General features: G+C 58.2%; 24 protein-coding genes and 1 tRNA gene. 12 read left to right on the forward strand and 13 right to left on the reverse strand.

Features of this window, described 5'->3' with window-relative positions; all coding sequences use genetic code 11:
• Positions 1–23: 23 nt before the first annotated feature.
• The 4 genes from surE to GVN17_RS20615 form a co-directional block, all read right to left on the reverse strand.
• Positions 24–797, reverse strand: a complete 774-nt coding sequence (gene surE / locus GVN17_RS20600; protein ID WP_166597096.1) for a 5'/3'-nucleotidase SurE — start codon at positions 795–797, stop codon at positions 24–26.
• 193 nt (positions 798–990) lie between these two features.
• A complete protein-coding gene (gene ampE / locus GVN17_RS20605) occupies positions 991–1,827 on the reverse strand; it encodes a regulatory signaling modulator protein AmpE (RefSeq protein WP_166597097.1) in 837 nt (278 codons plus the stop codon).
• 15 nt (positions 1,828–1,842) lie between these two features.
• A complete protein-coding gene (gene ampD, locus GVN17_RS20610) occupies positions 1,843–2,391 on the reverse strand; it encodes a 1,6-anhydro-N-acetylmuramyl-L-alanine amidase AmpD (protein WP_166597098.1) in 549 nt (182 codons plus the stop codon).
• Between the two features lie 216 nt (positions 2,392–2,607).
• Positions 2,608–4,866: a DUF1631 domain-containing protein gene (locus GVN17_RS20615; protein ID WP_166597099.1), complete on the reverse strand. Its 2,259-nt coding sequence runs from the start codon at positions 4,864–4,866 to the stop codon at positions 2,608–2,610.
• A gap of 387 nt (positions 4,867–5,253) precedes the next feature.
• On the opposite strand from GVN17_RS20615, the gene nadC reads away from it, so the two are divergent.
• Both nadC and GVN17_RS20625 read left to right on the forward strand, forming a co-directional pair.
• Positions 5,254–6,102, forward strand: coding sequence for a carboxylating nicotinate-nucleotide diphosphorylase (gene nadC / locus GVN17_RS20620; RefSeq protein WP_166597100.1), 849 nt, complete (start codon positions 5,254–5,256; stop codon positions 6,100–6,102).
• Positions 6,103–6,319: 217 nt separating this feature from the next.
• Positions 6,320–6,739 (forward strand): hypothetical protein, encoded by a 420-nt coding sequence (locus tag GVN17_RS20625; RefSeq protein WP_166597101.1) that lies wholly within the window; start codon positions 6,320–6,322, stop codon positions 6,737–6,739.
• 171 nt (positions 6,740–6,910) lie between these two features.
• Here the strand turns inward: GVN17_RS20625 and yecR are convergent, their stop codons facing one another.
• The 3 genes from yecR to GVN17_RS20640 all read right to left on the reverse strand — a co-directional run bounded on the left by yecR (position 6,911) and on the right by GVN17_RS20640 (position 8,050).
• A complete protein-coding gene (gene yecR / locus GVN17_RS20630) occupies positions 6,911–7,432 on the reverse strand; it encodes a YecR family lipoprotein (RefSeq protein ID WP_166597102.1) in 522 nt (173 codons plus the stop codon).
• 87 nt (positions 7,433–7,519) lie between these two features.
• Positions 7,520–7,595 (reverse strand) — tRNA-Thr (locus GVN17_RS20635).
• A gap of 32 nt (positions 7,596–7,627) precedes the next feature.
• On the reverse strand, positions 7,628–8,050 hold the full coding sequence (locus GVN17_RS20640; RefSeq protein ID WP_166597103.1) for a prepilin-type N-terminal cleavage/methylation domain-containing protein: 423 nt from the start codon (positions 8,048–8,050) through the stop codon (positions 7,628–7,630).
• A 221-nt stretch (positions 8,051–8,271) separates the two neighbouring features.
• Here GVN17_RS20640 and pilB point away from each other — a divergent pair, with 221 nt between their 5' ends.
• Genes pilB through yacG form a run of 5 tightly spaced genes read left to right on the forward strand, consistent with a single transcriptional unit; the run spans position 8,272 to position 12,893 of the window.
• Positions 8,272–9,966 (forward strand): type IV-A pilus assembly ATPase PilB, encoded by a 1,695-nt coding sequence (gene pilB, locus GVN17_RS20645; protein WP_166597104.1) that lies wholly within the window; start codon positions 8,272–8,274, stop codon positions 9,964–9,966.
• A gap of 2 nt (positions 9,967–9,968) precedes the next feature.
• Complete coding sequence (locus GVN17_RS20650) at positions 9,969–11,186, forward strand: type II secretion system F family protein (protein ID WP_166597105.1); 1,218 nt, start codon at positions 9,969–9,971, stop codon at positions 11,184–11,186.
• Between the two features lie 2 nt (positions 11,187–11,188).
• Complete coding sequence (locus GVN17_RS20655) at positions 11,189–12,061, forward strand: A24 family peptidase (protein ID WP_166597106.1); 873 nt, start codon at positions 11,189–11,191, stop codon at positions 12,059–12,061.
• On the forward strand, positions 12,058–12,693 hold the full coding sequence (gene coaE, locus GVN17_RS20660) for a dephospho-CoA kinase (protein WP_166597107.1): 636 nt from the start codon (positions 12,058–12,060) through the stop codon (positions 12,691–12,693). The genes GVN17_RS20655 and coaE overlap by 4 nt, the downstream gene beginning before the upstream one ends.
• The gene (yacG, locus tag GVN17_RS20665) at positions 12,690–12,893 is read left to right on the forward strand and encodes a DNA gyrase inhibitor YacG (protein ID WP_166597108.1); all 204 of its coding nucleotides are present in this window, start codon (positions 12,690–12,692) and stop codon (positions 12,891–12,893) included. Before coaE ends, yacG begins: the two co-directional genes overlap by 4 nt.
• A gap of 164 nt (positions 12,894–13,057) precedes the next feature.
• Here yacG and GVN17_RS20670 read toward each other — a convergent pair whose 3' ends face one another.
• Both GVN17_RS20670 and GVN17_RS20675 read right to left on the reverse strand, forming a co-directional pair.
• Positions 13,058–13,741 (reverse strand): energy-coupling factor ABC transporter permease, encoded by a 684-nt coding sequence (locus GVN17_RS20670; RefSeq protein WP_166597109.1) that lies wholly within the window; start codon positions 13,739–13,741, stop codon positions 13,058–13,060.
• A gap of 111 nt (positions 13,742–13,852) precedes the next feature.
• On the reverse strand, positions 13,853–14,497 hold the full coding sequence (locus tag GVN17_RS20675; protein ID WP_166597110.1) for a hydrolase: 645 nt from the start codon (positions 14,495–14,497) through the stop codon (positions 13,853–13,855).
• A gap of 155 nt (positions 14,498–14,652) precedes the next feature.
• On the opposite strand from GVN17_RS20675, the gene GVN17_RS20680 reads away from it, so the two are divergent.
• On the forward strand, positions 14,653–15,552 hold the full coding sequence (locus tag GVN17_RS20680) for a LysR family transcriptional regulator (RefSeq protein WP_166597111.1): 900 nt from the start codon (positions 14,653–14,655) through the stop codon (positions 15,550–15,552).
• A gap of 59 nt (positions 15,553–15,611) precedes the next feature.
• On the opposite strand, the gene GVN17_RS20685 is transcribed toward GVN17_RS20680, so the two are convergent.
• The 4 genes from GVN17_RS20685 to GVN17_RS20700 all read right to left on the reverse strand — a co-directional run bounded on the left by GVN17_RS20685 (position 15,612) and on the right by GVN17_RS20700 (position 19,746).
• Positions 15,612–16,565, reverse strand: a complete 954-nt coding sequence (locus tag GVN17_RS20685; RefSeq protein WP_166597112.1) for a 2-hydroxyacid dehydrogenase — start codon at positions 16,563–16,565, stop codon at positions 15,612–15,614.
• Positions 16,566–16,597: 32 nt separating this feature from the next.
• Complete coding sequence (locus GVN17_RS20690) at positions 16,598–17,362, reverse strand: SDR family oxidoreductase (protein WP_166597113.1); 765 nt, start codon at positions 17,360–17,362, stop codon at positions 16,598–16,600.
• Between the two features lie 41 nt (positions 17,363–17,403).
• Positions 17,404–18,105: a fumarylacetoacetate hydrolase family protein gene (locus tag GVN17_RS20695; protein ID WP_166597137.1), complete on the reverse strand. Its 702-nt coding sequence runs from the start codon at positions 18,103–18,105 to the stop codon at positions 17,404–17,406.
• 297 nt (positions 18,106–18,402) lie between these two features.
• Positions 18,403–19,746, reverse strand: a complete 1,344-nt coding sequence (locus GVN17_RS20700) for an MFS transporter (protein WP_166597114.1) — start codon at positions 19,744–19,746, stop codon at positions 18,403–18,405.
• A gap of 322 nt (positions 19,747–20,068) precedes the next feature.
• Between GVN17_RS20700 and GVN17_RS20705 the strand changes: the two genes are divergently transcribed.
• The 4 genes from GVN17_RS20705 (at position 20,069) to GVN17_RS20720 (ending at position 23,513) form a co-directional block, all read left to right on the forward strand.
• On the forward strand, positions 20,069–20,971 hold the full coding sequence (locus tag GVN17_RS20705; RefSeq protein ID WP_166597115.1) for an AraC family transcriptional regulator: 903 nt from the start codon (positions 20,069–20,071) through the stop codon (positions 20,969–20,971).
• 245 nt (positions 20,972–21,216) lie between these two features.
• On the forward strand, positions 21,217–21,846 hold the full coding sequence (locus GVN17_RS20710; RefSeq protein ID WP_081566644.1) for a DUF1780 domain-containing protein: 630 nt from the start codon (positions 21,217–21,219) through the stop codon (positions 21,844–21,846).
• A 131-nt stretch (positions 21,847–21,977) separates the two neighbouring features.
• Positions 21,978–22,151 carry a DUF3094 family protein gene (locus tag GVN17_RS20715; protein WP_166597116.1) on the forward strand — a complete coding sequence of 58 codons (174 nt, stop codon included), beginning with the start codon at positions 21,978–21,980 and terminating at the stop codon, positions 22,149–22,151.
• Between the two features lie 63 nt (positions 22,152–22,214).
• A complete protein-coding gene (locus GVN17_RS20720) occupies positions 22,215–23,513 on the forward strand; it encodes an NAD(P)/FAD-dependent oxidoreductase (RefSeq protein WP_166597117.1) in 1,299 nt (432 codons plus the stop codon).
• Positions 23,514–23,531: the final 18 nt, after the last annotated feature.

Genomic DNA, 23,531 nt, shown 5'->3' on the forward strand with positions numbered 1-23,531 from the left:
CGCTGCCGCCAGCAAACTGCGCACTATTGAGGAAGGCTGTCTTTCAAGCGTTCCATTACATCGTGATCGGTGCGCTCGAAACGCAACGGCGTGGCGGAGATCCCGCCATGGGTCACGACGAAGGTTTCGCTGTCGTCGAAATCGGACCGTTCGTGACGGTCGATGTTGAGCCAGTAGTAACCCTGCTCGCGCATGTCGGTGCGCTGGGTGATGTTCAGGCCGTCCATGCGGCCGATGCCTTGGCGGGTGATCTGCAACGGCCCGGCCTCTCGCGGCTCGACGTCCGGGAAATTTACGTTGATACAAACGTCAGCGGCCCATTCCAGGCTGATCAATCGGCGAATCACGTCAGGCGCCAACGCGCGGGCAGTGCCCCACTTCACCGCATCGCGACGAGTGAAAAACTGGCTCAGGGCAATCGACGGCACCCCCATCAGCAGGCCGGCCATCGCGGCGCCGACGGTGCCGGAGAACATGGTTTCGACGCCGAGGTTCGCGCCTTTGTTGATGCCCGAGAGCAGCAGCTGCGGCGGTTTTTCCATCAACTGACGGATACCAATGGCCACGCAATCCGCTGGTGTGCCCGACACCGAAAAACGTCGCTCGCCTCGGGCTTTCACTCGCAAGGGATGATGAAGGCTGAGGGCATGGGAGATCCCGCTCTGATCCTGCTCCGGTGCGACGACCCAGACTTCATCGGCCAACTCCCGCGCCACCGCTTCCAGGACTTCAAGCCCCGGTGCGTCAATGCCGTCGTCGTTGGTGATCAGGATGCTTGCGATACGCGGATGGGACATGCGGGGTCTCCTTGGCAGAGGATGGATGTTTCGAAAGAGGTCACAACTTTCAGACAACGATGTGAGCACCTGCAGGAGCGAATTTATTCGCGATTGACCGTTACATTCGGCACAACTCTGTCGCCTGAAACATCTTCGCGAATGAATTCGCTCCTACAGGATTCGGTGTCAGACGACATTTTTTGCAAAAACTTCAAACAAACAACGTGAACAGCGCAAATCCGGCGTACCAGACGATGGCCGCGCGGATCAGCAATTCCCAGAGCACGTCCAGGCTGTTTACCCCCTCTACGCCCACCACCGGCGCAGGCACTTCGCCCGCCACGCAACCGACCTTTGTGATCAGGGCTGATGCGCTGATGTTCCAGTTCAGCAACTCACTGAGCATCACACGACTGACCGCGACGAAATTCCCCACCAACGCAAAGCTCGCGGCCAGTAAACGCACCGGCACCCAATCGAAGGCGTGGCGCAACTGCGTGGCCGTTTCAATCAGCGCAGGCGTCTTGCCGCGTTCGGAGGCCAGTGCCAGCAGTCGGTAAGCCAGCGCGGCCACAGGCCCCAGCACGAAGTACCAGAAAATGACGGCGAAAAAGCCCTGATAGACCTGCCACAGCAAATAGGTTTGCACGCCGCCGAGCAGCTCTTCTTCATTCTCGGCCTGCACGCCCAAATCACGATCCGCGACCAGCACCGCGGCCTCTTGATCCCCGCGCCGGCAGGCGTCGCGGAACGATCCCAGGTTGGCTTTGATATCGCCGCGCCCCAGGCTGTAGATCAGCACCCACAGATGAATCGGCAGTGCCAGCCAGCCATAGGCCACCGAGCTGACAATCACCAACACCAGCGCCAACACGAGGCATGGCAGCAGCACCGTCAGCGTCAGAATCCACCAAGGACGTTTAGCCGTACGGGGATTGGATTCAAGCCGCCCCAACTGATTGAGCCAGGAGGCATCACGCTGAACACGCTGCCGCAGTGCAGAAAACTTCTCGATCCACACGGCCAACAGCAACACCAGAAAACTCATCACCTGCTCCTTGATTCAGTCCTGCAATGCCGAACGAAAACGCGACCAGTCAAAACACGGGCCCGGATCGGTTTTGCGACCTGGCGCAATGTCGCTGTGCCCGGTAATCCGTTGTGTCGTGATCGCAGGCCAGGCCAGCTGTAACTGCCGGGTCAACGCGCTCAGCGTTTCGTATTGCGCATCGGTGAAAGGCTGATCGTCAGTGCCTTCAAGCTCGATGCCGATGGAGAAATCGTTGCACGTCTCGCGGCCCTCGAACACGGAAACCCCAGCGTGCCAGGCACGATCAAGGCAAGAGACGAACTGGGTCAGCTCGCCATCACGCTCGATCAGAAAATGCGCGGAAACCCGCAGCTCAGCGATGCCCTCAAAGTAAGGGTGCTCTGTGACATCCAGCCGGTTTTGAAAGAATTGCTGAACCTTGCCCGTCTTGAACTGAGCAGGCGGCAGGCTGATGTTGTGGATCACCAGCAGCGAGATTTCCGCGTCGGGGCGAGCATTGAAATTCGGCGAAGGACAAAAGTGCGCGCCGTGGCACCAGCCGGTGGCGGGGTCCAATTGCATGAAGGGTCCTTAAAGCGTGAATCGACAGCGGCCAGTATGCCCGCGATGAGAGGGGATGTGGGAGTCGGGAACAGGCAACGTGCATCCGAATGAATCACCTGCGCCCTTGTAGGAGTGAGCTTGCTCGCGAAGAGGCACTTACATCCGCAGTAGCTTTAGCGTCAGAAGATCCGTCATCGCGAGCAAGCTCACTCCTACAGGGACAAGTCCGCCTCATCAGCCCTTGAGCTTGCGCAGATTCCCCAGCACCGACTCCAGCGCCCGGTCGAACAGCAGCGAGTCATCCAGCACTCGAATCGTCCCGCGACGAAACTCGACCGCCAGCCCCATGCGCGTCTTCTCCAGCACTTTCATGCCGGTCCGGTTGACGAACACGTAACGCCCGCTCGGCTCCACGATAGCCGCGAGCTTGCAGCGCAGCTTGTGGTCTTCGTCTTCCTGAATCTCGACCCAACTGCCCAGACGCAGCTTGTCGACCTGCAACAAGCCTTCGTCGTTCTCCGGCAGATGCAGTGAAGGCTCGCTCAGCACTTGCTCGCCTGGCGCGACCAGCACGATTTCTTCGACCACCGCCATCATCGAAGGCCCGTCGGAGGATTCGTCATAGACAGGTTCAAGCTGCTCGGCGGCTGCAATTTCTTCCGGCGTACGCGCAACGTGATTGAACGCCTGCACATGCAACGCTTCGAGTTGACTGAAAAACTCACTGGTGGCGAACGGGTCAAACGCCGCACTGCTGAGGCCATCGCGCAACGACTTGAGCAGCCCCGGCACGAGCTCCAACAGCTTCTGACGAGCATCGGCTTCGTCGTGAGGCTCGACACTCCAGATCAGATCGTCCATCGCCTGCAAACCGGCCTTCCACTCGCCGGATTGCTCGCCGTGCTTGAGGCACGTCAGCAGCAGCACTTTGCTCCAGGCCTCCTGCAACAGCCGCACGACCACTTCAGGCAGGGTCTTGCCGAGCAGACGATCATTGAGCGCTTGCTGCACCCGCTGACGCGCCAACTCTGCCAGCGCCCGGCCCTCTTCGGCATCGCGGGTACGCTGTTCAAGCAATTCGCTGCGACGACGCTCGTCGCTGGTGAAGGCGAGAAAATCCACCAACAGCTCGGTGAAGATCGCCGGATCGTCAACGAAGTCATGCAACAGGCGCTGCACGATTTGATCGATACGGGTGTAGAGCGAGTCCCGCTGGCTGTCGTCACGCCCGCCCCAGCCCAACGCAGCCGAGGCGATTTCGTTGAGCAGACGGCGCGCCGGGTGGCTGCCACGGCTGAAAAAGCTCTTGTCGATGACGGCGACTTTGAGCATCGGAATCTGCAAGCGGCCAATCAGTGCGCGCAGCGAACTCGGCAGATTGCGGTCGTCGAGAATGAATTCGAACAGCATCGACACCAGGTTGATCACGTCCTCATCGACCGTGCCCACGGTGCGGAATTTGCCACTGCGCGCACTGACGCGGCTGATCAACTGCTCCAGTTGAGCACGCAGATCAAAATCATCCGGCACCTCGGCGCGCGGCACGTGCTGCTGCAAATGGGACAGCAGACGCAGCAGGTCCGGGCTGGAAATCGGCCGACTGTCGGCGGAGGCATTGGCCGGGCGCGGCGTCAGGTTGCCACGCACATGCACCAGCAATTCCTGCAACGCCGAAAACACTTCCTGCACGCTCTTGTCGAGCTTTTCGGCAGCCTGAACCAGCGCGGCACTGTCAGCCCGTTGCGCCTCGCCCGTCGGCGCAGCGCTGGAAGACCGATCCGTCGAGCGACGCGACGGCAGCACTTTCAAATCCGGCAACACACCGGCGGCGATCAACAATTGGTTGGCGGCTTCGTACAACTGATCGGCGTCGGCCAGCGCGTACTTCTCGAACAGCTTGAGGATGATCAGCTTGACCTTGATTTCAACGCCCAGATTCCGACCCGCCTGCAAGAAGAAATCGCACAGCAGTGTAGGACCCAGCGGATTGGTTTCGTCGGTGACGGGCTGAGGGATCAGCTCATTGAGGCGCGTGGTCAACTGACTCAGGGCCACGCCGTCGCGGTTGACCACCTTGGTCACCATCGCATCGACGGCCACCGTACGCTCAAGGTCGTCATTGTGGACCAGCGCAAGTTTGTCGAAGGACACAGGCTCGTTGAGGATCGGCTCAGAGATTTCGTACTGGCCAAGGCGCAGAAATGATTCGAAGAATTTGTCGAGGAAATTGCGCTCGATGCTCTTTCGCTTGAGCCGCAGGTCGCGCATGGCCTCGAAGAAGATGTTCTGCTCGGCATTGTTATGCGCCCGATCAGCCATCTCGAACAGCGTGTCGTCGGCGTTATCGAACAGGGTTTGCAGGCTTTCTTTCAGCTGCTGCGCGGCCTTGTCGCGCACTTGCAGGAGGACGACGGGCAGCCGAGCGACAGGCGAAGACCCCGGCTGATCCGGACCCGACTTGCTCAAAGGCACTACTTTACCGTCGTTCTGCATCAAGGACCCCTCGTCAAACTCAACCAAATCAGCCACTGCAACAGCCATAACCTGATCGCCAGTGGAGGCTTAACCTCCACATGGACGGATCGCGCAATGTGTAGTCCCTGGGGTGTACAGGCAGAACGTCAAACCTATGACGTCAAATACAAGGCGAAGTATCTTTCAAAATTTGTCCGCTAGCCAGCGGTGTCTTCGCCCCTCCAGGAATATAGGTGTGGGCAAAGGCTTACGTGAGCCGATAGACCACGGAAATCCCGTTCCATCGCATCAACGGCAAAAAAACCGACAAAGTGCAGGTCATGCATTCATTTGAGGGGTGAGAGACAGGTGGGTTGGTACAGGCGACTGCCTTATACTCCGGGCACTTAGTAAGTGGAGTCCGATATGCCGAATCTACGTCTTGCCTCGCTGACCGCCGAAATCGAAGCCAACGTGCGCCGTGCGTTGCTCGAAGACGTAGGCAGTGGCGACATCACCGCCCAACTGATCCCCGCCGAGCGACTGGCCAAGGCCACCATCATCTCCCGCGACGACGCAGTGATCGCAGGCACAGCGTGGGTCGACAGCGTGTTTCGTCAGTTGGATCAGCGCGTCGCGGTGCATTGGCAAGTCGCCGACGGCGATCGGGTCAAACCCAATCAGGCCCTCTTCCACCTCGAAGGCCCTGCCCGCTCGCTGCTGACTGGCGAACGCAGCGCGCTCAACTTCCTGCAAATGCTCTCCGGCGTCGCAACCCGCGCCCAGCACTATGCGGACATGGTGGCCGACACCCAGGTCAAACTCCTCGACACCCGCAAAACCCTCCCCGGCCTGCGCCTGGCCCAGAAATACGCCGTCACCTGCGGCGGCTGCCACAACCACCGCATCGGCCTGTACGACGCGTTCCTCATCAAGGAAAACCACATTGCAGCCTGCGGCGGCATCGCCCAAGCCATCGCGGCCGCCCACAAAATCGCCCCCGGCAAACCCGTGGAAATCGAAGTCGAAAGCCTTGATGAATTGAAGCAGGCGCTGGAGGGCGGCGCCGACATCGTCATGCTCGACGAACTGAGCCTCGACGACATGCGCGAAGCCGTACGCCTTACAGCGGGTCGCGCCAAGCTTGAAGCCAGCGGCGGGATCACGGACGCGACCTTGCGCACGATTGCGGAAACGGGTGTGGATTACATCTCCATCGGGACGTTGACGAAGGATATAAAGGCGGTGGATCTGTCGATGCGCTTGAGCATTTGACTGAAGCAATAACGTCGCCATCGGGCGTCGCCCCCACCGGCGCCCTGCATCCCCAAAGCATCGTGTTCAAGACGAACGGCCTGCTGCACGGCAGAAAATGCGAACTGCCGCACCTTTTCTCAGTTGAAAAACCCACTTCTCTCGCTAGAATCGCGAATTATTCAAATTTGTAACAAATTCTAAGAATTGGATTACCACTCAGGGAAGGAGAATTTCTGTGAAAACAAAAATGCTGTGCGCGCTGGCCATTACCCTCATCTCCGGCTGCGCCTCCATGGGCGGCGAAGACAAATTCAGCGCCTCTTACGTCCAGTCCCACCTCATCCCGCACAAAACCACGCAAGCCCAAGTTCAGGCCCTCTACGGCGTGCCCGACAGCCAGTCCACCTACTCAGATGGCAGCTACCGCTGGAGTTACGATAAAACCGGCAACCTGAGCGCCGCCTCGAACCTGGTCGGCTACATCCCCGGCGCAGGCGCCGTCGGCAGCGCGCTGGGCGTGGCCAGCTCCGCCAACCAAGCCTCCAACGCCGCGTCAACCGCCGCTGGCAAGGTGAATGGCGACGTCGAGAACCACGGGAATAGTCTGAGTATTCATTTTGGTAAGGACAGGGTTGTGAGCTACTGGACGCTTTGAGGTCCCACCCCGAGTCTGGCCGCCAGCTTCTACGGTAACCACGAACTTCACGACCTTTACTGACACCGTAACGAGAAAAGCCCGATCTGCAGATCGGGCTTTTCATATCTGTGAATGCCTTTCCTATTGCTCAAAGCTCAACATCGCAAGGGGTTGGGCAACGGTCATAAGCTACTGCCCCATGATGATCCGATAGCGGCGCTGATATTCCTCGTAGGAAACGTTCTCCTGCATTAGCTTTTGCACTTGCTCGTTCTGGAAAGCCTCTTTGCTCATCGGCTGAGGCGCACCGGATTGCACGGGGGCTGGTGCATCAGACTGAACACGTGCAGGCGCCGCGGTTGGCGGTTGGTTTCCGAGATAGTTCAGCGGCCGAGGCGTCTGTTCCAGACTGCCAAGGCATTGGTACTTGATCGCCACCTGCCAGGCCGAGCATTCCCCAAACCCTCGACGCGCCTGACAGGTCTGCGTCTGACCACCGAAGGGTTCAGCGTCCTGGTATCCCCACAGTGCACACTTCGATTTGGCGATGGTGTACGCCTGCTGCTTGTCGACAACGGGTATTTCAAGACTGTTGAAATCGTAGGCCACATCTATCACCCCATCGGCCCTGCTGCCGCCCGTGGCGTAGAAATCCTTATGGGTGTTGCAGGCTGAAAGCAAAACGAACACCGCGACCAAAAGCACGCGCATCGGTACATCCTTGTGACGTGAGGTGAATGCTGCACACGCAGCGGATGTAAAAAAGCCCGGGGGCTAGCCCCGGGCTTTGGGTGTAGCTGGTGCCGAAAATAGGAATCGAACCTACGACCTTCGCGTTACGAGTGCGCTGCTCTACCGACTGAGCTATTTCGGCGGACACTGCATCAAGCGTAGCAACAGAAAGATTTAGTTTTTGACATAGTTGTTGTCAACGCACTTATCACTGTACGCCCAAGTCAGTACACCATCAGTCAGAGTTGGTGTCAGAACACATTTATCAGTTGTCGCGATGCCCTTGAATGCATTCGGCGTAGCGGTGATGACAGCGGTCGTGGCGGTGAGCGCGATGCTATTGAGCGCACCTGTTGTCTTAGCGGTTGGCATAACCTGCTGAATTTTCGCAGCGGTGTCGCAGGCCGCGAGCGAGTTCTCTTGAGCAACACAAACCCCAATTGCAGCCTTGATCGGCGCCATGCCGTTTACGACTTCAGTGTATGCAGCTTTTTTAACATACGTCTGGTAAGCAGGCAGCGCCACGGCGGCCAGGATGCCGATGATCGCCACGACAATCATCAGTTCAATCAGTGTAAAACCTTTTTGTGCCTTCATCGCCAGTACTCCAAGCGTCAATTTGGTGTTGCTCAGAAATACTAAAGCACGGTGCGTGCCAATCGTAGAGTCGATAAGCGCTGGGTGCCGCTCGTGTTTAGCGGTTTTTTGACCTCCAATGGCCAGCACTAAGTGACAATTTTTGTCATCCTCATGATCGTTAATTGGCAGTCAGGCCTGACTAGGCTATAAACACGCAATGTATGTATCTGGTGGCCGTAATGACTGATGTCGTCCTCACCGGTTTGGCGAAACAGTTGGTTGTAGCCGAACTACTCAACGAAAAAACCGCTCAGCAGGCTTATCAGCAAGCTCGACGCGACAAAATCTCGCTGGTGAGCCATCTGGTTCAAAACAAGCTCGTGAAAAGCCTGACGTTGGCGGAGCTTGCCTCAGACCAATTCGGTTTGCCATTTCTGGATCTGAGCACGCTCGACAGAGAAAGCCAACCCAAAGGGCTTGTTAGCGAAAAGCTAATACGCCAACATTCGGCCCTGCCACTGTGGCGAAGAGGCAATAAGCTATTTGTGGGCGTGTCTGACCCCACTAACCACCAGGCAATCACAGACATCCAATTCAGTACAGGCCTCAACACTGAGGCAATTCTGGTGGAGGATGATAAGCTCACTGCCGCTATAGAGAAATTTTTCGACAGTCATTCAGGCATGGGAGACATGGCAGATGTCGATCTAGGCCTTGAGATCGAAGCCGTAGACGACAGTAACGAAAACTCAATTGGCAATCAGGATGCGGATGACGCCCCGGTTGTCCGTTTTGTAAACAAAATGCTGATGGATGCCATTCGTCTGGGCTCATCCGACTTGCACTTTGAGCCGTATGAAAAACTCTTCAGGGTGCGCTTACGCACAGATGGGATATTACACGAGGTCGCTAAGCCTCCGATTCAGTTAGCTGGCCGCATCGCGGCGAGGCTGAAAGTCATGGCTGGCTTAGATATTTCCGAACGCCGCAAACCCCAAGACGGGCGAATAAAACTTCGGATATCAAAACACCGTGCCATCGATTTTCGTGTGAACACGCTACCCACATTATGGGGCGAGAAAATTGTGATGCGGATACTCGACCCCACTAGCGCACAGATGGGCATTGATGCATTAGGTTACGAGCCTGAGCAAAAAGAATTGTACCTCCAGGCACTTCAACAGCCTCAAGGCATGATTTTGGTCACGGGTCCAACTGGCTCAGGCAAAACCGTTTCGCTCTATACCGGCCTGAATATTCTGAACACTGTGGATATCAACATATCTACTGCGGAGGACCCAGTCGAAATCAACTTGGAAGGCATCAACCAAGTAAACGTCAATCCTCGTCAAGGCATGGATTTTTCGCAAGCCTTAAGAGCCTTTCTCCGGCAGGATCCGGACGTCATCATGGTGGGAGAGATACGAGATCTCGAAACTGCGGAAATCGCCATTAAAGCGTCGCAGACCGGCCACATGGTACTTTCAACGCTACACACCAACAGTGCAGCAGAGACATTGACCCGCCTGCATCATATGGGTGTAGCAGCCTTCAATATTGCGACGGCTATTAATCTAATAATCGCGCAGCGTTTGGCGCGAAAACTTTGTCCCCACTGCAAAAAAGAAATTGATCTCCCTCGCGACACTTTGATTTCTGAAGGTTTCCCAGAAGATAAAATTGGAAAATTCAAACTTTACTCCCCGGTGGGCTGCGAGCAATGCAATGGTGGTTATAAAGGCCGTGTTGGGATTTACGAAGTAGTAAAAAACACTCCTGCGTTGGAGCGCGTCATCATGGAAGAAGGCAACTCAATCGAGATTTCTGAACAGATGCGGAAGGACGGCTTCCATGACTTGCGTACCTCTGGACTGATGAAAGCCATGCAAGGCATGACCAGCCTTGAGGAAATCAATCGCGTGACCAAGGATTAACGATGGCCACCAAAGCAGTAAAAATCAGCGTCTACGCTTGGGAAGGGTTGGACAGGAAAGGAACTAAGGTCACTGGTGAGATCAACGGGCATAATATTGCGCTCGTTAAGGCACAGCTCCGCAAGCAAGGCATCAACCCACTCAAGGTACGAAAAAAAGCTGCGTCAATATTTGGCAAAGGAAAAAAAATCAAGCCTCTGGACATCGCATTTTTTAGCCGCCAAATGGCTACGATGATGAAAGCTGGTGTCCCACTGCTTCAGTCGTTTGACATCATCAGTGAAGGCTCGGCCAATCCTAATATGCGCAAACTCGTAGATGACGTTAAGCAGGAAGTGGCTGCAGGACACAGTCTCGCGACATCTCTGCGTCAAAAGCCTCAGTACTTCGACGATCTGTTTTGCAATTTAGTTGATGCAGGAGAACAAGCGGGCGCCCTCGAATCGCTACTGGATCGGGTAGCTACTTATAAGGAAAAGACAGAGTCCCTCAAAGCGAAAATCAAAAAAGCGATGACTTACCCCATAGCGGTAGTGGTCGTTGCCTTTGTCGTGACAGCCATTTTGCTGATAAAAGTAGTGCCTCAATTTCAGTCCATATTCGAAGGATTTGGGGCAAAGCTCCCAGCGTTCACTCTTTTGGTAATTGGACTCTCACAAATAGTCCAAGATTATTGGTATCTATTGCTTATCGCTATGGCACTAACCTTTGTTGCCTTCAAAAGAGCACATCTCAAATCTGAAAAATTTCGAAACTTCGTTGACCGCTCCCTATTAAGAATTCCAGTAATAGGACCTCTATTGTTTAAGTCAGCGGTTGCGAGATACGCGCGTACACTTGCTACAACGTTTGCAGCTGGGGTGCCTCTTGTTGACGCTCTTGATTCGGTGGCAGGGGCTACAGGCAACGTGGTTTTTCGAAACGCCGTTCAAAAGGTCAAACAAGATGTATCCACCGGTATGCAGCTTAATTTCTCAATGCGTAGCACCGGAGTATTTCCGATGCTCGCAGTGCAAATGACAGCCATTGGCGAGGAGTCTGGCGCCCTGGACTCCATGCTGGACAAGGTTGCAACCTACTATGAAGACGAAGTCGACAACATGGTCGACAGCCTCACATCTTTGATGGAGCCGATGATTATGGCCGTCCTCGGGGTCATCGTCGGCGGCCTCGTAATCGCAATGTACCTACCAATCTTCCAGCTCGGACAAGTCGTCTAACCATGTCCCTCTCCGACTTCTTGGCCAGCTCTCCGCTGGCCTTCGCTGTTTGCGCTTTAATCCTGGGTCTACTCGTCGGCAGTTTCCTCAACGTCGTCGTTTACCGCCTCCCCAAAATGATGCTGCGCGACTGGAAAACCCAAGCCCGTGAGGTGTTGGAACTTCCACCAGAACCCAATCCGGAAACCTTCAATCTCCTGCTCCCCCACTCTCGCTGCCCGCATTGCTCCCACAAGATCCGCGCATGGGAAAACCTGCCTGTCGTGAGCTATCTCGCCCTCGGCGGGAAGTGTTCGAGTTGCAAGGCGCCGATCAGTAAACGTTATCCGTTGGTCGAGCTGGCGTGCGGTGTGATGTCGGCATTTATCGCCTGGCACTTCGGCTTCGGTTGGCAGGCGGGCGCTGTGTTGGTGTTGAGTTGGGGGTTGTTGTCGATGAGTTTGATCGACGCCGATCACCAGTTGTTGCCGGATGCGATTGTGTTGCCGTTGTTGTGGCTGGGCCTGATCGTCAATGCGTTCGGGCTGTTTGCTTCGCTGAGCGATGCGGTATGGGGTGCGGTCGCGGGGTATTTGGTGTTGTGGACGGTGTTTTGGCTGTTCAAGCTGATCACGGGCAAGGAAGGCATGGGCTATGGCGATTTCAAGTTGCTGTCGATGCTGGGGGCCTGGGGTGGTTGGCAGATTTTGCCGTTGACGATTTTGTTGTCGTCGATTGTCGGCGCGGTGCTGGGCCTGATTTTGCTGCGTGTGCGCAATGTCGAGACGAGCACGCCGATCCCGTTTGGGCCGTATCTGGCCATCGCGGGGTGGATCGCGTTGCTGTGGGGTGATCAAATAACGTCTTCGTATTTGCAGATCGCCGGTTTCAGATGACTTCTCCTCACGCGCAGCAACCTGCAACACCCTGGATTCTTGGCCTGACGGGCGGCATTGGCAGCGGCAAGAGTGCGGCGGCGCAGTGTTTCGCGGATTTGGGCATTCATTTGGTGGATGCCGATAACGCCGCGCGCTGGGTCGTCGAGCCTGGGCGTCCTGCGCTGGCGCAGATTGCCGAGCACTTCGGTGAAGGTGTTTTGCAAGCCGACGGCACGCTGAACCGAGGCGCGCTGCGGGAGCTGATTTTCAAGGAGCCGCAGCAGCGTGTCTGGCTTGAAGGTCTGTTGCATCCGCTGATCCGCGAGGAAATCCGTCAATACCTGGCCCATGCCGAATCGCCTTACGCGATTCTGGTGTCGCCGTTGTTGCTGGAGACGACCCAGCATCAGATGGTGCAGCGGGTGTTGGTGATAGACGTGCCGGAAGCGGTGCAGATCGAACGCACGGTGTTGCGCGACAAGACCAATGAAGAGCAGGTCCGGGCAATCCTCAAGGCGCAGGCGAGTCGTGAAGAACGGCTGAGTCGCGCGGATGATGTGATCGTCAATGACCGAGACCCGGCCTGGCTGAAAAGCGAGGTCGAGCGACTGCATCACTTTTACCTAACTTTGCGTGGAGGCCAATCATGAGCCAACCAATGACCGTCGATTGTCCAACCTGCGGGGCCCCTGTCGAGTGGAAGCCCGAGAACACGTTTCGGCCGTTCTGTTCGGACCGTTGCAAGTTGATCGACCTGGGCGCGTGGGCGTCGGAAGAGCATGCGATTCCGGTGGCGCCGGATGCGGAGGATGAGTTGTTTTCCGGTGAGTTTGATCCTAAGCAGCATTGAGCCCGCCTCAACACCGGAGTGTTTCTGGCCTCAACAATGGTTTCAGATGTTCGGTTGTGCCAGTTCCAACGTGCTCGCAGGATTTGCTGCCGCTGCGCGTCAGATCGCAGGCAAGCCAGCTCCTACGACCTTCGGCCAGAATCAAGAACACCGCTGCATCCGCGTTAGGGGCCGTCGCCCTTTGACGGCGGGGACAGATACCTCGTGCGGTTGAACGTCTCCAGCCATTCCGGGCAGAACACGACCAGCGCTGTGATGATCACGCCGTTGATGAACGCTTCGGGAAAGACGATCAGCCATATGTAGCCGATGAAATCCTCCAGCCACTCGGGCATGGCGAACAGGCCGTCGTGCCAGAGCAGGCCCATCGCGACCAGCAGGCAAGCGAGCGCGGCCAGTCCGGCGGCGAAGAAGCCGGAGCAGAAGATGTAGGTGAATGGGCTTTTCGGTTGGGCACGTTCGACGATCAGCGAGCAGCCTTCAGTGATCAGCACCGGCAGCACGATCAGCACTAGGCCGTTCACCCCCAGCGGCGCCAGTTCCTGTCGTCCCAACGCCAACAAGCCAAGCTGCGCAATGAACCCGCCGACGATCGCCAGTGGCCAGTCCAGCAGCAACGTCACCGCCGTCATGCCGAGGAAGTGAAAGGAGACGCCGGTGTCGAAGTCGCGGCGCATCAGCCACAGCAAAAACAGCGCGAAGACCGTGCCGAACAGCAGGTGCTGACGTCGTGCGTCGGTGAAGAGTTCGACCCAGGGACAGCGCCAGATCGCCCACCCCAGCACCGGCAGATAAAACAACCAGGCGAGGGTCATGGTCTGCGCAGTCAGCACCTGTGCTCCGATCATCTCCGTTGCTCTTGTACGTTCGGATAACGACAGTCTAGCCCGACGCAAAAACACCCGATGGCGCGGGTTGATTCGCGCCATCGGGTGGGAAGACTTACCAAGTTGTGTGAGTTAGCTGGCTTTACGCTGTGGCGCGCCGTGAACCATGGTGTAGGCGTAATCAACACCCATGCCGTAGGCGCCACTGTGTTCGAGCACAAGTTGCATGACGGCGTCGTAGGTTTCTTTGTGCGCCCAGTCGCGTTGGAATTCGAGCAAGACTTGTTGCCAGGTCACCGGGACCGCGCCGGCCTGAATCATGCGCTGTACGGACATGTCGTGGGCTTCTTTGGTGGTGCCGCCTGAAGCGTCAGTGACGATGTAGACCTCATAGCCTTCGGCCAGCGCGTCGAGGGTCGGGAAGTTGAGGCAGACTTCAGTCCACAGCGCCGCGATGATCAGCTTCTTGCGACCGGTCGCCTTCACGGCTTCGACCAGCTTCTTGTCTTCCCAGGAGTTCATCGACGTGCGCTCGATGGGCTGTTGGTCCGGGTGTACCGCCAGCAGTTCCGGCCAGATGTAGCCGCTGAAGCTCTGGGTTTCGACCGAGGTATAAATGGTCGGCACGTTGAAAATCTTGGCCGCCTTGGCCAGGCCCACGGTGTTGTTCTTCAGGGTTTGACGATCGATCGACTGCACGCCGAATGCCATCTGTGGCTGGTGGTCGATCAGGATCAATGCGGAATTGGTTGGGTTCAGCAGTTCGCGGATAGACATGGCGTTTTCCTTTGGATTCGATAATGGTCTGTTGGGTTAGCCGCTGGAGCGCTTGGCGCTGTGTGCTTGCTGGCTTGGGAGTAAATTTACGGACTGGCTGACTTCGGAACAATCCCATAGAATCGAGACTCATTGTTTCCATATCAGGGACACTCATGGATCGCATCGAATGCATGCGCGCGTTTGTCGCCACCGTCGGCGCCAACGGTTTTGCGGCAGCGGCCCGGGCGCTGGATGTACCGCGCTCAAAAGTCAGCAAACAGATTCAGGCCTTGGAGGAGGCGATTGGTGTGCAACTGCTGCAACGCACCACCCGCAGCCTGCACCTGACAGAAGCTGGCGCCGAGTACTACGACGCCTGTCGCGATGTCATCGCCTCGCTGGACGAAGCGGAGCAGCGTGCACGCACAGGAATGGGTGAAATACGCGGGGTGTTGCGGGTCAACGCGCCGATGTCGTTCGGCTTGAGTCGGCTCGGGCCACTGATCCCTTTGTTCAATCAACTGCACCCGAATGTCGAGCTGCAAGTCGTACTCAGCGACCAGCAGGTCGATCCGGTGAAAGGCGGCTTTGACGTGACCATCCGGATTGCTAGCCTGCCGGACTCGTCGATGGTGGCCCGCTCGCTGGCTCCGGCGCCGCGACTCATGGTGGCCTCGCCTGACTACCTCGCGAAACACGGCGTGCCGCAATCGCCGAAGGATCTGGCGAATCATCAATTCCTCAGTTACGGCTACCTGCAAAGCGGGATCAGCCTGCAACTGTGCAACGGCAAGGAAACCCAGCGCGTCACGGTCAGCGGGCCGTTGCACGCGAACAACGGCGACATTCTTGCGCAGGCGGCGGTGGGGGGAATGGGCATCGCGTTGCTGCCGAATTTCATCGTCGAAAGGGCGGTGGCGGACGGGCGATTGAAGGCGGTGTTGTGCGAGTGGGAAGCCCCGGCGATTTCAGTGAACGCGGTGTACCCGTCAGCGCGCCGCGTGCCGATGAAGACACGGGCGTTCATTGATTTTCTGGTGGCGGAACTGGCGTTGGGCACGGCGGGGTTTTGATTTCAGGCGGGTTCTGTAGCAGTCCGGCTTGCCGGATTGCTACAGGGGGGGACGCAAACTCAGGCGACCGCGCCAACAGGCTCACGCCCTTCCAGCACCGCCGCCAGACTCGCCAACACCATCTCGCCCATCTTCGTCCGCGTCTGAACGGTCGCGCTGGCGCGGTGGGGTTGGAGGATGACGGTTTCCAGGCCGAACAGCACCTCGGGCACGTTCGGTTCGTCGACGAACACGTCCAGACCAGCGCCTGCTATTGACCCCGATTGCAGCGCTGCGATCAGGTCCGGCTCGTTCACCAGGCTGCCCCGCGCGACGTTGATCAAATACCCCTCCGCGCCCAGCGCCTCCAGCACTTGAGCATTGATGATGCCCTTGGCCTTGTCCGCGGCGGCAGCAACAATCAGTGCGTCGCTTTGGCGAGCCAGTTCCACCAGATCACTGACGAAGGCATAGGGCACGTCGCTCATCGGGTTGAGGTCGGTGTAACTGATAGGGCATCCGAACGCCGCAGCCCGCGTGGCGACGGCACGCCCTACCCGGCCCAAGCCGACGATGCCCACACGCATGCCGCTGAACTGGCGTGCCAGAGGCAGCGGCACCAGCGGCGTGGCGGTTCTGGCCCATTCGCCGGACCGCACGTAGCGGTCGCCAGTGCCCAATCCGCGACAGGCCGAAATCAACAGGCCAATGGCGAGGTCCGCAACGTCCTCGGTCAGCGCACCCATGGTGGCCGTGACCCGAATCCCGCGATCACGGGCATAGGCCAGGTCTACCGCGTCGGTGCCGACGCCATTGACCGCGATCACTTCCACCTTCGGCAACTGCTCCATCACCGCACGGGTGATGCCGGTGTGGCCGCCCGTGACGACGCCGCGAATGTTAGCGCCATGTTCGGCGAGGTAGGCGGCCTTGTCGGACTGCTGAAAATACGGGCGCACGGTGTACAGCGCGTTGAGCCGCGCGTTGATGTCGGGAATCAGGATCGGGCTAAGTTGCAGGATTTCAGGTTTCATCGAAGTCTCGCTCGCAACGGGAGGCAAAAGGATCAACCACGGCCCACGAAAGGCATATTGGTGGCCATGACGGTCATGTTCAGCACGTTGGCCGACAGCGGCAGTGCGGAGATGTAACGCACGGCATCGGCGATGTGTTTGACGTCGATCATCGGCTCCACTGCGATAGACCCATTGGCCTGGCGCACGCCTTTGGTCATGCGCACCGACAGCTCGGTCAGCGCATTGCCGATGTCGATCTGGCTGCACGCGATATTGAATTCACGACCGTCCAGCGCGAGGCTTTTGGTCAGACCCAGAACCGCGTGTTTGCTGGCGGTATATGGCGCCGTGAACGGGCGCGGAACGTGGGCGGAAATCGAGCCGTTGTTGATGATTCGGCCACCCTGCGGCGATTGTTTGCGCATCAGGCCGAACGCCCCGCGACTGCACAGGAAAACCCCGGTCACGTTGGTGTCGATCACGCTCAGCCATGTCTCGACCGGCAACTCGTCCATCGGCACAGCCGGTGCGTTGACGCCCGCGTTGTTGAATACAACATCGAGTCGGCCATAAACCTCTTCGATGGTCGCGAAAAGCGCGTCGACGCTGGCCGGATCGCGCACATCAGTGGACACCGCCAGCGCTTCGCCGCCCTGCTCGCGGGCCTGCGCCACAAAGGCTTCCAGGGGTTCGAGGCGGCGTCCGGTCACCACCACTTTGTAGCCATCTTCCAGCAGGCCCAACGCCACAGCGCGACCGATGCCGCTGCCTGCGCCGGTGACCAAGGCAATTTTTGAGGGGGATTGTGCAGTCATTGTTGTTCTCCTGTTGCTCGTCTGGATGCTCGTAGAGCGGGTCAGTCAGCGCGACGGCTGCCGACGCGCATTTCCAACTCGCCGATGCCACTGATGCCCGCGTTGATCACATCACCCGCCTGGAGTGCTGCGACGCCGGGCGGGGTGCCGGTCATAATCAGGTCCCCGGCGCGCAGGCCGACGGAGTGGGAAAGCTGGCTGATGATTTCGCTTACCGACCAGATCTGGCTGTCCAGGTCCGAGCGCTGACGCTCCACGCCATTGACGCTGAGCCAGATCGCGCCCTGCTTTGGATGGCTGTCGGGGCACGCCGGACGAATCGGAGTGATGGGTGCCGAACCGTCGAATGCCTTGGCGGGTTCCCACGGATTGCCCACGGCTTTTGCGGCCATTTGCAGGTCGCGGCGGGTCAGGTCCAGGCCTGCGGCATAACCCCATACGTGGTCGAGGGCCTGTGCTTCGCTGATCTCGAAACCGTCCTTGCCGATGGCAACCACCAGTTCGATCTCGTGGCAGAACTGCTCGGTCTGGGTCGGGAAATCCAGCTCGCCGGTCGCATCGATGACCGAGGTCGCGGGCTTCATGAAGAAAGCCGGAACTTCACGCACAGCATTCAGCGCATCGCCCCAGTAATAATTGCGCCCCAGGCAAAACACGCGCGCGACAGGGAAGCGCGCGTCGCTGCCACTGACAGGCAAGCTAGGGATGCGGGCGGGTTCGAAGACAAAATTGCTCATGGAGATTCCCTTGGGCCCGGAGGGGCGTGATCGTCGGTTTTTATGACCCCCTGTAGGAGTGAGCTTGCTCGCGATGCCCTCTGACGGTGTCATCCGCATCGACTGATACGCCGCTATCGCGAGCAAGCTCACTCCTACAGGGATAACCGTTTGAACCAGAGACTACGGGATCAAAACGTCCGGAAGTTGGACAAAACCGTGTTGGCGCTGGACTAAAAAACTCAATGTCGCGGGCATAAAAAAGGCGTACTCGCGCACGCCCTTGCCTAGTTCGGCAGAAGGTCACACACACATTCGTAGCGGTTAGCTGGCCTTGAGTTGGATGCGGTAAATCCGGCCCAGCAACAGCGAGTAAGACAGCGTGCCCATGCAGGCGAGCCCGCCGATGAACCAGAATGCCCAGGCGAAACCGCCCGTGACATGCAGAATTTGACCGATGACGATGGGGGTCACGATGCCGCCAATATTCGCCGCCAGGCTGGTGACACCGCCGGTCAGGCCGATCAGTTCTTTCGGTGCGATTTCCGAGACGGCAGCCCAGGACGCCGATGCGATGCCCTGTGCGAAAAAGGCGATGGTCAGCAACGCGATGCAGACTTCATTGGAGTCAGTGAAGTTAACGAGCATGATCGACATGCCCAGCGCCGAGCCCACCACCAGCGGCAGCTTGCGGGCAAAGGACAATGAAATTCCGCGACGGATGAGCCAGTCGGAAACGAACCCCGCCAGTAGCACGCCGACCGTAGCGCCAATGAATGGCAGTACCGCGAAGATCCCGACTTTGACCATGGTCAAATGACGTTCTTCGATCAGGTACGTCGGGAACCAGGTCAGGAAGAAATACAGCACCGACGTGTTGGCGAATTTGCCGATGCAGATCGCCCAGACCTGGCGATACTGAAACAGCTCCGCGATCTGCCCCCACTTGAATTTATTTTTGTCCTGACTGCTTTTGACCAGGCCACCGCCTGCCTCGATGTAGTCGAGTTCTTGCTGACTGACCTTCTTGCAGCTCAGCGGATCGCGGTACAGGTAGAGCCAGGCAACGCCGAACAGGATGCCGACGATGCCGGTGCTGTAGAACACGTGGCGCCAGTCGTAGGTGGTTGCGAGCCACAGCAGCAAACCGGTGAACAACGCGGTGCCGAGATACTGGCCACACACGTAGATGCTGCTGGCCAGCCCCCGCTCCCGCGCCGGAAACCAGACGGTGACGGCACGACTGTTGGCCGGGAACGCCGGTGCTTCCATGGCGCCGATCGCCAGACGCAATCCGAACAGCGACGCAAATCCCCCCGCCATCCCTTGGCACACGGTGACAGCAGACCAGGAAATCAGCGACGCACCGTACGTCAGTCGCGAACCGAAACGGTCGGCGATGAAACCGGCGGGCACCAGAGCGAAGGCGTAGGTCCAGGCGAAGGCCGAGAAGATCAGGCCCATCTGGACTTTATCGAGGCCCAGGTCCTTGGCCATGAACGGCGCGGCGATGGAAATGTTGACCCGGTCCACGTAGTTGATGATCGTCGCGATCAACAACAATGACAGCATGAACCAGCGGCGATGGGAGGCGGGACGTGCGGGTGCGGCAGCCATAGGCGCCGTCGCGGCAGCATCGATCGCCTGAATGTCAGGGTGGCTCGACATGAGAATTCCTCGTTGTTTTTATTGGAATCGAGTGATGAAGCGTGCCTTTAACTTATCGTACGACTGGTTTTAAACAAGACGCTGCTTAGAACGTTTTCGGATTTCAGAGAGTGTCCCTAATTATTAGTCCAAGAAACCTTGAGGAGTCAGATAAGGTAAATGTTGGAGGGAATGCGCCGGAAAATACCGAGATAGAGCCTTTTCACTTTTCTGACGTATTGCGTTCTTTTTGGACAAAAAAACTGGCCAGCGAAAACAGAAAGGTTTTGAATCGTGTCGTAGGACAACTGACAATAAAAATAGACGACTGAGGAACACCCCGATGGACTCTGCCAATCGCGTCCCCACTTTCGGCATGCAGCAACGCAGCGAGCGGCCGGATTTCTATATCCGTGGCAAGACCGAGGGCAAACCGGAAACCGCGCCTCACCGGCATGAGTATTTCCAGATTCAGATCAATCTGGGTGGCGATACGGTGCAGCACATCGGCGGTGTCGTCCGGCCCTTTCCGCGCAACACGCTGGCGTTCATCCTGCCGCACAAACTGCACCTCATCCCGCACCCGCCCGAGGGCAATTTCCTGCTGATCAACTTCGCCCAGACCTTCCTGCTGCCGCAGTTGCAATGCGACCCGCTGGACCTGGAAGACGTGGCCATTGCGCTGGCGCCTGAACTGTCGCCCTTCCGGTTTCAGGAGCATCTGGATTTCACCCTCGATGCAGAAGATTTCGCCGAGATACAACGTCTGCTTGACCGCATGCGCGACCTGGACCAGAACCGTCAGTTCGGCACGCGGGAGATGCTCAAGGGCTGTTTGCTGCAACTGATCGGGACCGTCTGCGCGCTGTACGCCGAACCGATCAAGCTGCTGGCAGACGACAACGCCGCCGAACGCAGCCGTCGCGATGCGCTGGCGCGGATGTCCGAATACGTGCGCAAAAACCTGAGCGACCCGGACCTGAGCCTGAAAAAAGCGGCCTCAGCGGCGTTCCTGTCGCCCAACTACTTGACCCACTGGCTGCGCAAGGAAGTCGGCAAGACCTTCAGCGAACTGGTGCTGGAACGCCGCATGCACTTGGCCCGCACCCTGTTGCTGAACGGCAGCAAGCCTGTGGGCGAAGTGGCCCGGCTGTGCGGGTTTGCAGACGAGGCGTATTTTTCACGGCGGTTTCGTCACGCCCACGGGATGCCGCCGGGGCAGTTCAGGAAGCAGCGGGATTTGTAGTCCTGATTTCAAGCCCACGCGATAGGCCTCTGCCCGGGTCGCGTCCGACCGAAGCGGCAGTAAAACCTGAGCACCCCGAACGGACTGACACACCGTGTATACCGAATTTGCTGCCGCTGCGCGCCAGATCGCGAGCAAGCTTGCTCCTACGGCCTTCGGCCAGAATCAAAAACCAGAGCCAGCGCCCTCAACTTTATGTTCCACAGGACGTTTCATCTTCACACCAGAGCGCTAAGCTCTCCCCCATGGACGACTCTGATTACCTCCGTCTACTGACGATCCAGGCCGAGCAGGCCAATGCGTTCCTGTCCAATGCGCGTAAATGGGAACGTGAGCGCTGGGTGTGCCAGCGTTTGCTGCAAGGTCTGAACATTCCTCACCGCACCGACGATTTCCTGCCCGCCGGGCAAGAACCGCCGGACGTACTGTTTCGCGATGCGTGTTTTGAGGTGTTTTTCGTACTCGATGAGGGGCGGCGGCTCAATGATGAGTGGCGCGAGGAATTGCAGCGGCGGCGCAGTGCGTTTTCCTTGAGCCAACTGGTGCGGCGCGAGGCGAAGCCCAAGCGCATTCCGGCGTCGGAACTGCTGCGACGCCTGGCGCCGACCTTGCGCAAGAAGGCCCACAATTACAAGGAACGCGGGCTGGATCTGAGTGAGTTGGACATCATCGCGTTCGCCAGCCTCAAACGCGAAGTGCTCGACCTCAACAGCCACTTCCCTCCCCCGACCGAATACCTGCGACAAGGGTGGCGCTCGCTCTCGCTGGTGGGTCCGACGTTCGCGCGGGTGCTGTTCGCGCACCCTGACGCACCGGATTTCCTGCGCACGAATCTGGGCCGCAGCGTCGTGTTCGACGTGGGCATCAGCCTGTAATAGCGCAATTCCCACGCGAATGTTACAAAGAGCCATTGCTCGTTGATGTCGGCTTGCGAGGCGCCGTCGACGAAGTTACCGCATGGCAGGCCGTCGTCGCATGACGCCGGTCAACGTTCTGACGAGGCTTTATGACCAGCCGCCTGAACCCTGACGACCAGAAGCGTGTCGAAGAGTACCTTCAAGCGCCTCAGCACCAAGTCGAGCGCCGGCCTTTTCGGCCCTGGCTGCTCCTTATGGTGGTGCTTGTCGTGGTGATCGGGTTGGGCCTGTTGAGCCGTTTACTGAGCTATCTGACGCTATGAGCTGCCTGGCGCTCGCTCGGATAGAGCCACAAGAGAATTCCTTAAGCCTTATGAGATATCCCCATGACTCATCGTATCGTGATCGTCGGCGGAGGCGCCGGTGGTCTGGAGCTGGCTACCCGTCTGGGTAAAACCCTCGGCAAGAAAGGCACGGCCAGCGTCACGCTGGTGGACGCCAATCTGACCCACATCTGGAAACCGCTGCTGCACGAAGTCGCGGCCGGTTCGCTCAATTCTTACGAGGACGAGCTGAACTACGTGGCGCAGGCCAAGTGGAACCACTTCCAGTTTCAACTGGGTCGGATGATGGGCCTGGACCGCGAGAGCAAGCAGATTCATCTGGCGGCCACACAGGACGAAAACGGTAACGAACTGGTCCCGGCGCGCAGCCTGGATTACGACTCACTGGTGATTTCTGTCGGCAGCACGACGAATGACTTCGGCACCAAGGGTGCGGCAGAACATTGCCTTTTTCTCGACACCCGTAAGCAAGCCGAACGCTTCCACCAGCAGCTGTTGAACCGCTATCTGCGCGCCCACGCCAACGAACTGGCCGCCACCGAAGAAATCAACGTGGCGATTGTCGGCGCCGGTGCGACAGGGGTTGAACTGGCCGCTGAGCTCCACAACGCCGCTCACGAATTGGCCGCTTATGGCTTGGGTCAGATCAAGCCGGAAAACCTGCGCATCACGGTGATCGAAGCCGGCCCTCGCGTACTGCCTGCGCTGCCGGAACGTATCGGTGGCCCGGTGCACAAGACGCTGGAAAAGCTGGGCGTGACGGTGCTGACCAACTCGGCCGTGAGCGAAGTGACGGCGGAAGGTCTGGTGACAGCAACGGGTCAGGTGATTCCGGCGACGTTGAAGGTCTGGGCAGCGGGCATTCGTGCTCCGGCATTTCTGGAAGGCATCGCCGGACTTGAGACCAATCGCATCAATCAGCTGCAAGTGCGGCCGACCCTGCAAACCACGCGCGATGACAGCATCTTTGCGTTCGGTGACTGCGCGGCCTGTCCGCAGAAAGGCACGGATCGCAACGTCCCGCCACGGGCTCAAGCGGCGCATCAGCAGGCGTCGTTGCTGGTGAAGTCGCTGAAGTTGCGCATCGAAGGCGGTGAGCTTCCGGAGTATCGCTACAAAGACTACGGCTCGCTGATTTCGCTGTCGAAGTTTTCGGCGGTGGGCAATCTCATGGGCAACCTGACCGGTAGCGTGATGCTGGAAGGCTGGCTGGCAAGGATGTTTTATGTGTCGCTGTACCGGATGCACCAAATGGCGCTGTACGGGATGTTCCGTACGCTGATGCTGATGCTCGGCAGCCGGATCGGGCGCGGGACCGAGCCGAGGATGAAGTTGCATTGATTTTTGTCTGGTGTCTGC

The organism is Pseudomonas sp. SLFW, assembly GCF_009905615.1.
GTDB lineage: Bacteria > Pseudomonadota > Gammaproteobacteria > Pseudomonadales > Pseudomonadaceae > Aquipseudomonas > Aquipseudomonas bambusae.

Bases quoted from the DNA above. Each gene is read 5' to 3' on its own strand.
- yecR (WP_166597102.1), bottom strand. From the start codon at position 7,432: ATGCGCGTGCTTTTGGTCGCGGTGTTCGTTTTGCTTTCAGCCTGCAAC.
- GVN17_RS20670 (WP_166597109.1), bottom strand. From the start codon at position 13,741: ATGATCGGAGCACAGGTGCTGACTGCGCAGACCATGACCCTCGCCTGG.
- ampD (WP_166597098.1), bottom strand. From the start codon at position 2,391: ATGCAATTGGACCCCGCCACCGGCTGGTGCCACGGCGCGCACTTTTGT.
- coaE (WP_166597107.1), top strand. From the start codon at position 12,058: ATGACTTCTCCTCACGCGCAGCAACCTGCAACACCCTGGATTCTTGGC.
- GVN17_RS20690 (WP_166597113.1), bottom strand. From the start codon at position 17,362: ATGACTGCACAATCCCCCTCAAAAATTGCCTTGGTCACCGGCGCAGGC.
- GVN17_RS20675 (WP_166597110.1), bottom strand. From the start codon at position 14,497: ATGTCTATCCGCGAACTGCTGAACCCAACCAATTCCGCATTGATCCTG.
- GVN17_RS20680 (WP_166597111.1), top strand. From the start codon at position 14,653: ATGGATCGCATCGAATGCATGCGCGCGTTTGTCGCCACCGTCGGCGCC.
- GVN17_RS20710 (WP_081566644.1), top strand. From the start codon at position 21,217: ATGGACGACTCTGATTACCTCCGTCTACTGACGATCCAGGCCGAGCAG.
- GVN17_RS20650 (WP_166597105.1), top strand. From the start codon at position 9,969: ATGGCCACCAAAGCAGTAAAAATCAGCGTCTACGCTTGGGAAGGGTTG.
- GVN17_RS20700 (WP_166597114.1), bottom strand. From the start codon at position 19,746: ATGTCGAGCCACCCTGACATTCAGGCGATCGATGCTGCCGCGACGGCG.
- GVN17_RS20685 (WP_166597112.1), bottom strand. From the start codon at position 16,565: ATGAAACCTGAAATCCTGCAACTTAGCCCGATCCTGATTCCCGACATC.
- yacG (WP_166597108.1), top strand. From the start codon at position 12,690: ATGAGCCAACCAATGACCGTCGATTGTCCAACCTGCGGGGCCCCTGTC.
- GVN17_RS20705 (WP_166597115.1), top strand. From the start codon at position 20,069: ATGGACTCTGCCAATCGCGTCCCCACTTTCGGCATGCAGCAACGCAGC.
- pilB (WP_166597104.1), top strand. From the start codon at position 8,272: ATGACTGATGTCGTCCTCACCGGTTTGGCGAAACAGTTGGTTGTAGCC.
- surE (WP_166597096.1), bottom strand. From the start codon at position 797: ATGTCCCATCCGCGTATCGCAAGCATCCTGATCACCAACGACGACGGC.
- GVN17_RS20720 (WP_166597117.1), top strand. From the start codon at position 22,215: ATGACTCATCGTATCGTGATCGTCGGCGGAGGCGCCGGTGGTCTGGAG.
- nadC (WP_166597100.1), top strand. From the start codon at position 5,254: ATGCCGAATCTACGTCTTGCCTCGCTGACCGCCGAAATCGAAGCCAAC.
- GVN17_RS20715 (WP_166597116.1), top strand. From the start codon at position 21,978: ATGACCAGCCGCCTGAACCCTGACGACCAGAAGCGTGTCGAAGAGTAC.
- ampE (WP_166597097.1), bottom strand. From the start codon at position 1,827: ATGAGTTTTCTGGTGTTGCTGTTGGCCGTGTGGATCGAGAAGTTTTCT.
- GVN17_RS20655 (WP_166597106.1), top strand. From the start codon at position 11,189: ATGTCCCTCTCCGACTTCTTGGCCAGCTCTCCGCTGGCCTTCGCTGTT.
- GVN17_RS20640 (WP_166597103.1), bottom strand. From the start codon at position 8,050: ATGAAGGCACAAAAAGGTTTTACACTGATTGAACTGATGATTGTCGTG.
- GVN17_RS20615 (WP_166597099.1), bottom strand. From the start codon at position 4,866: ATGCAGAACGACGGTAAAGTAGTGCCTTTGAGCAAGTCGGGTCCGGAT.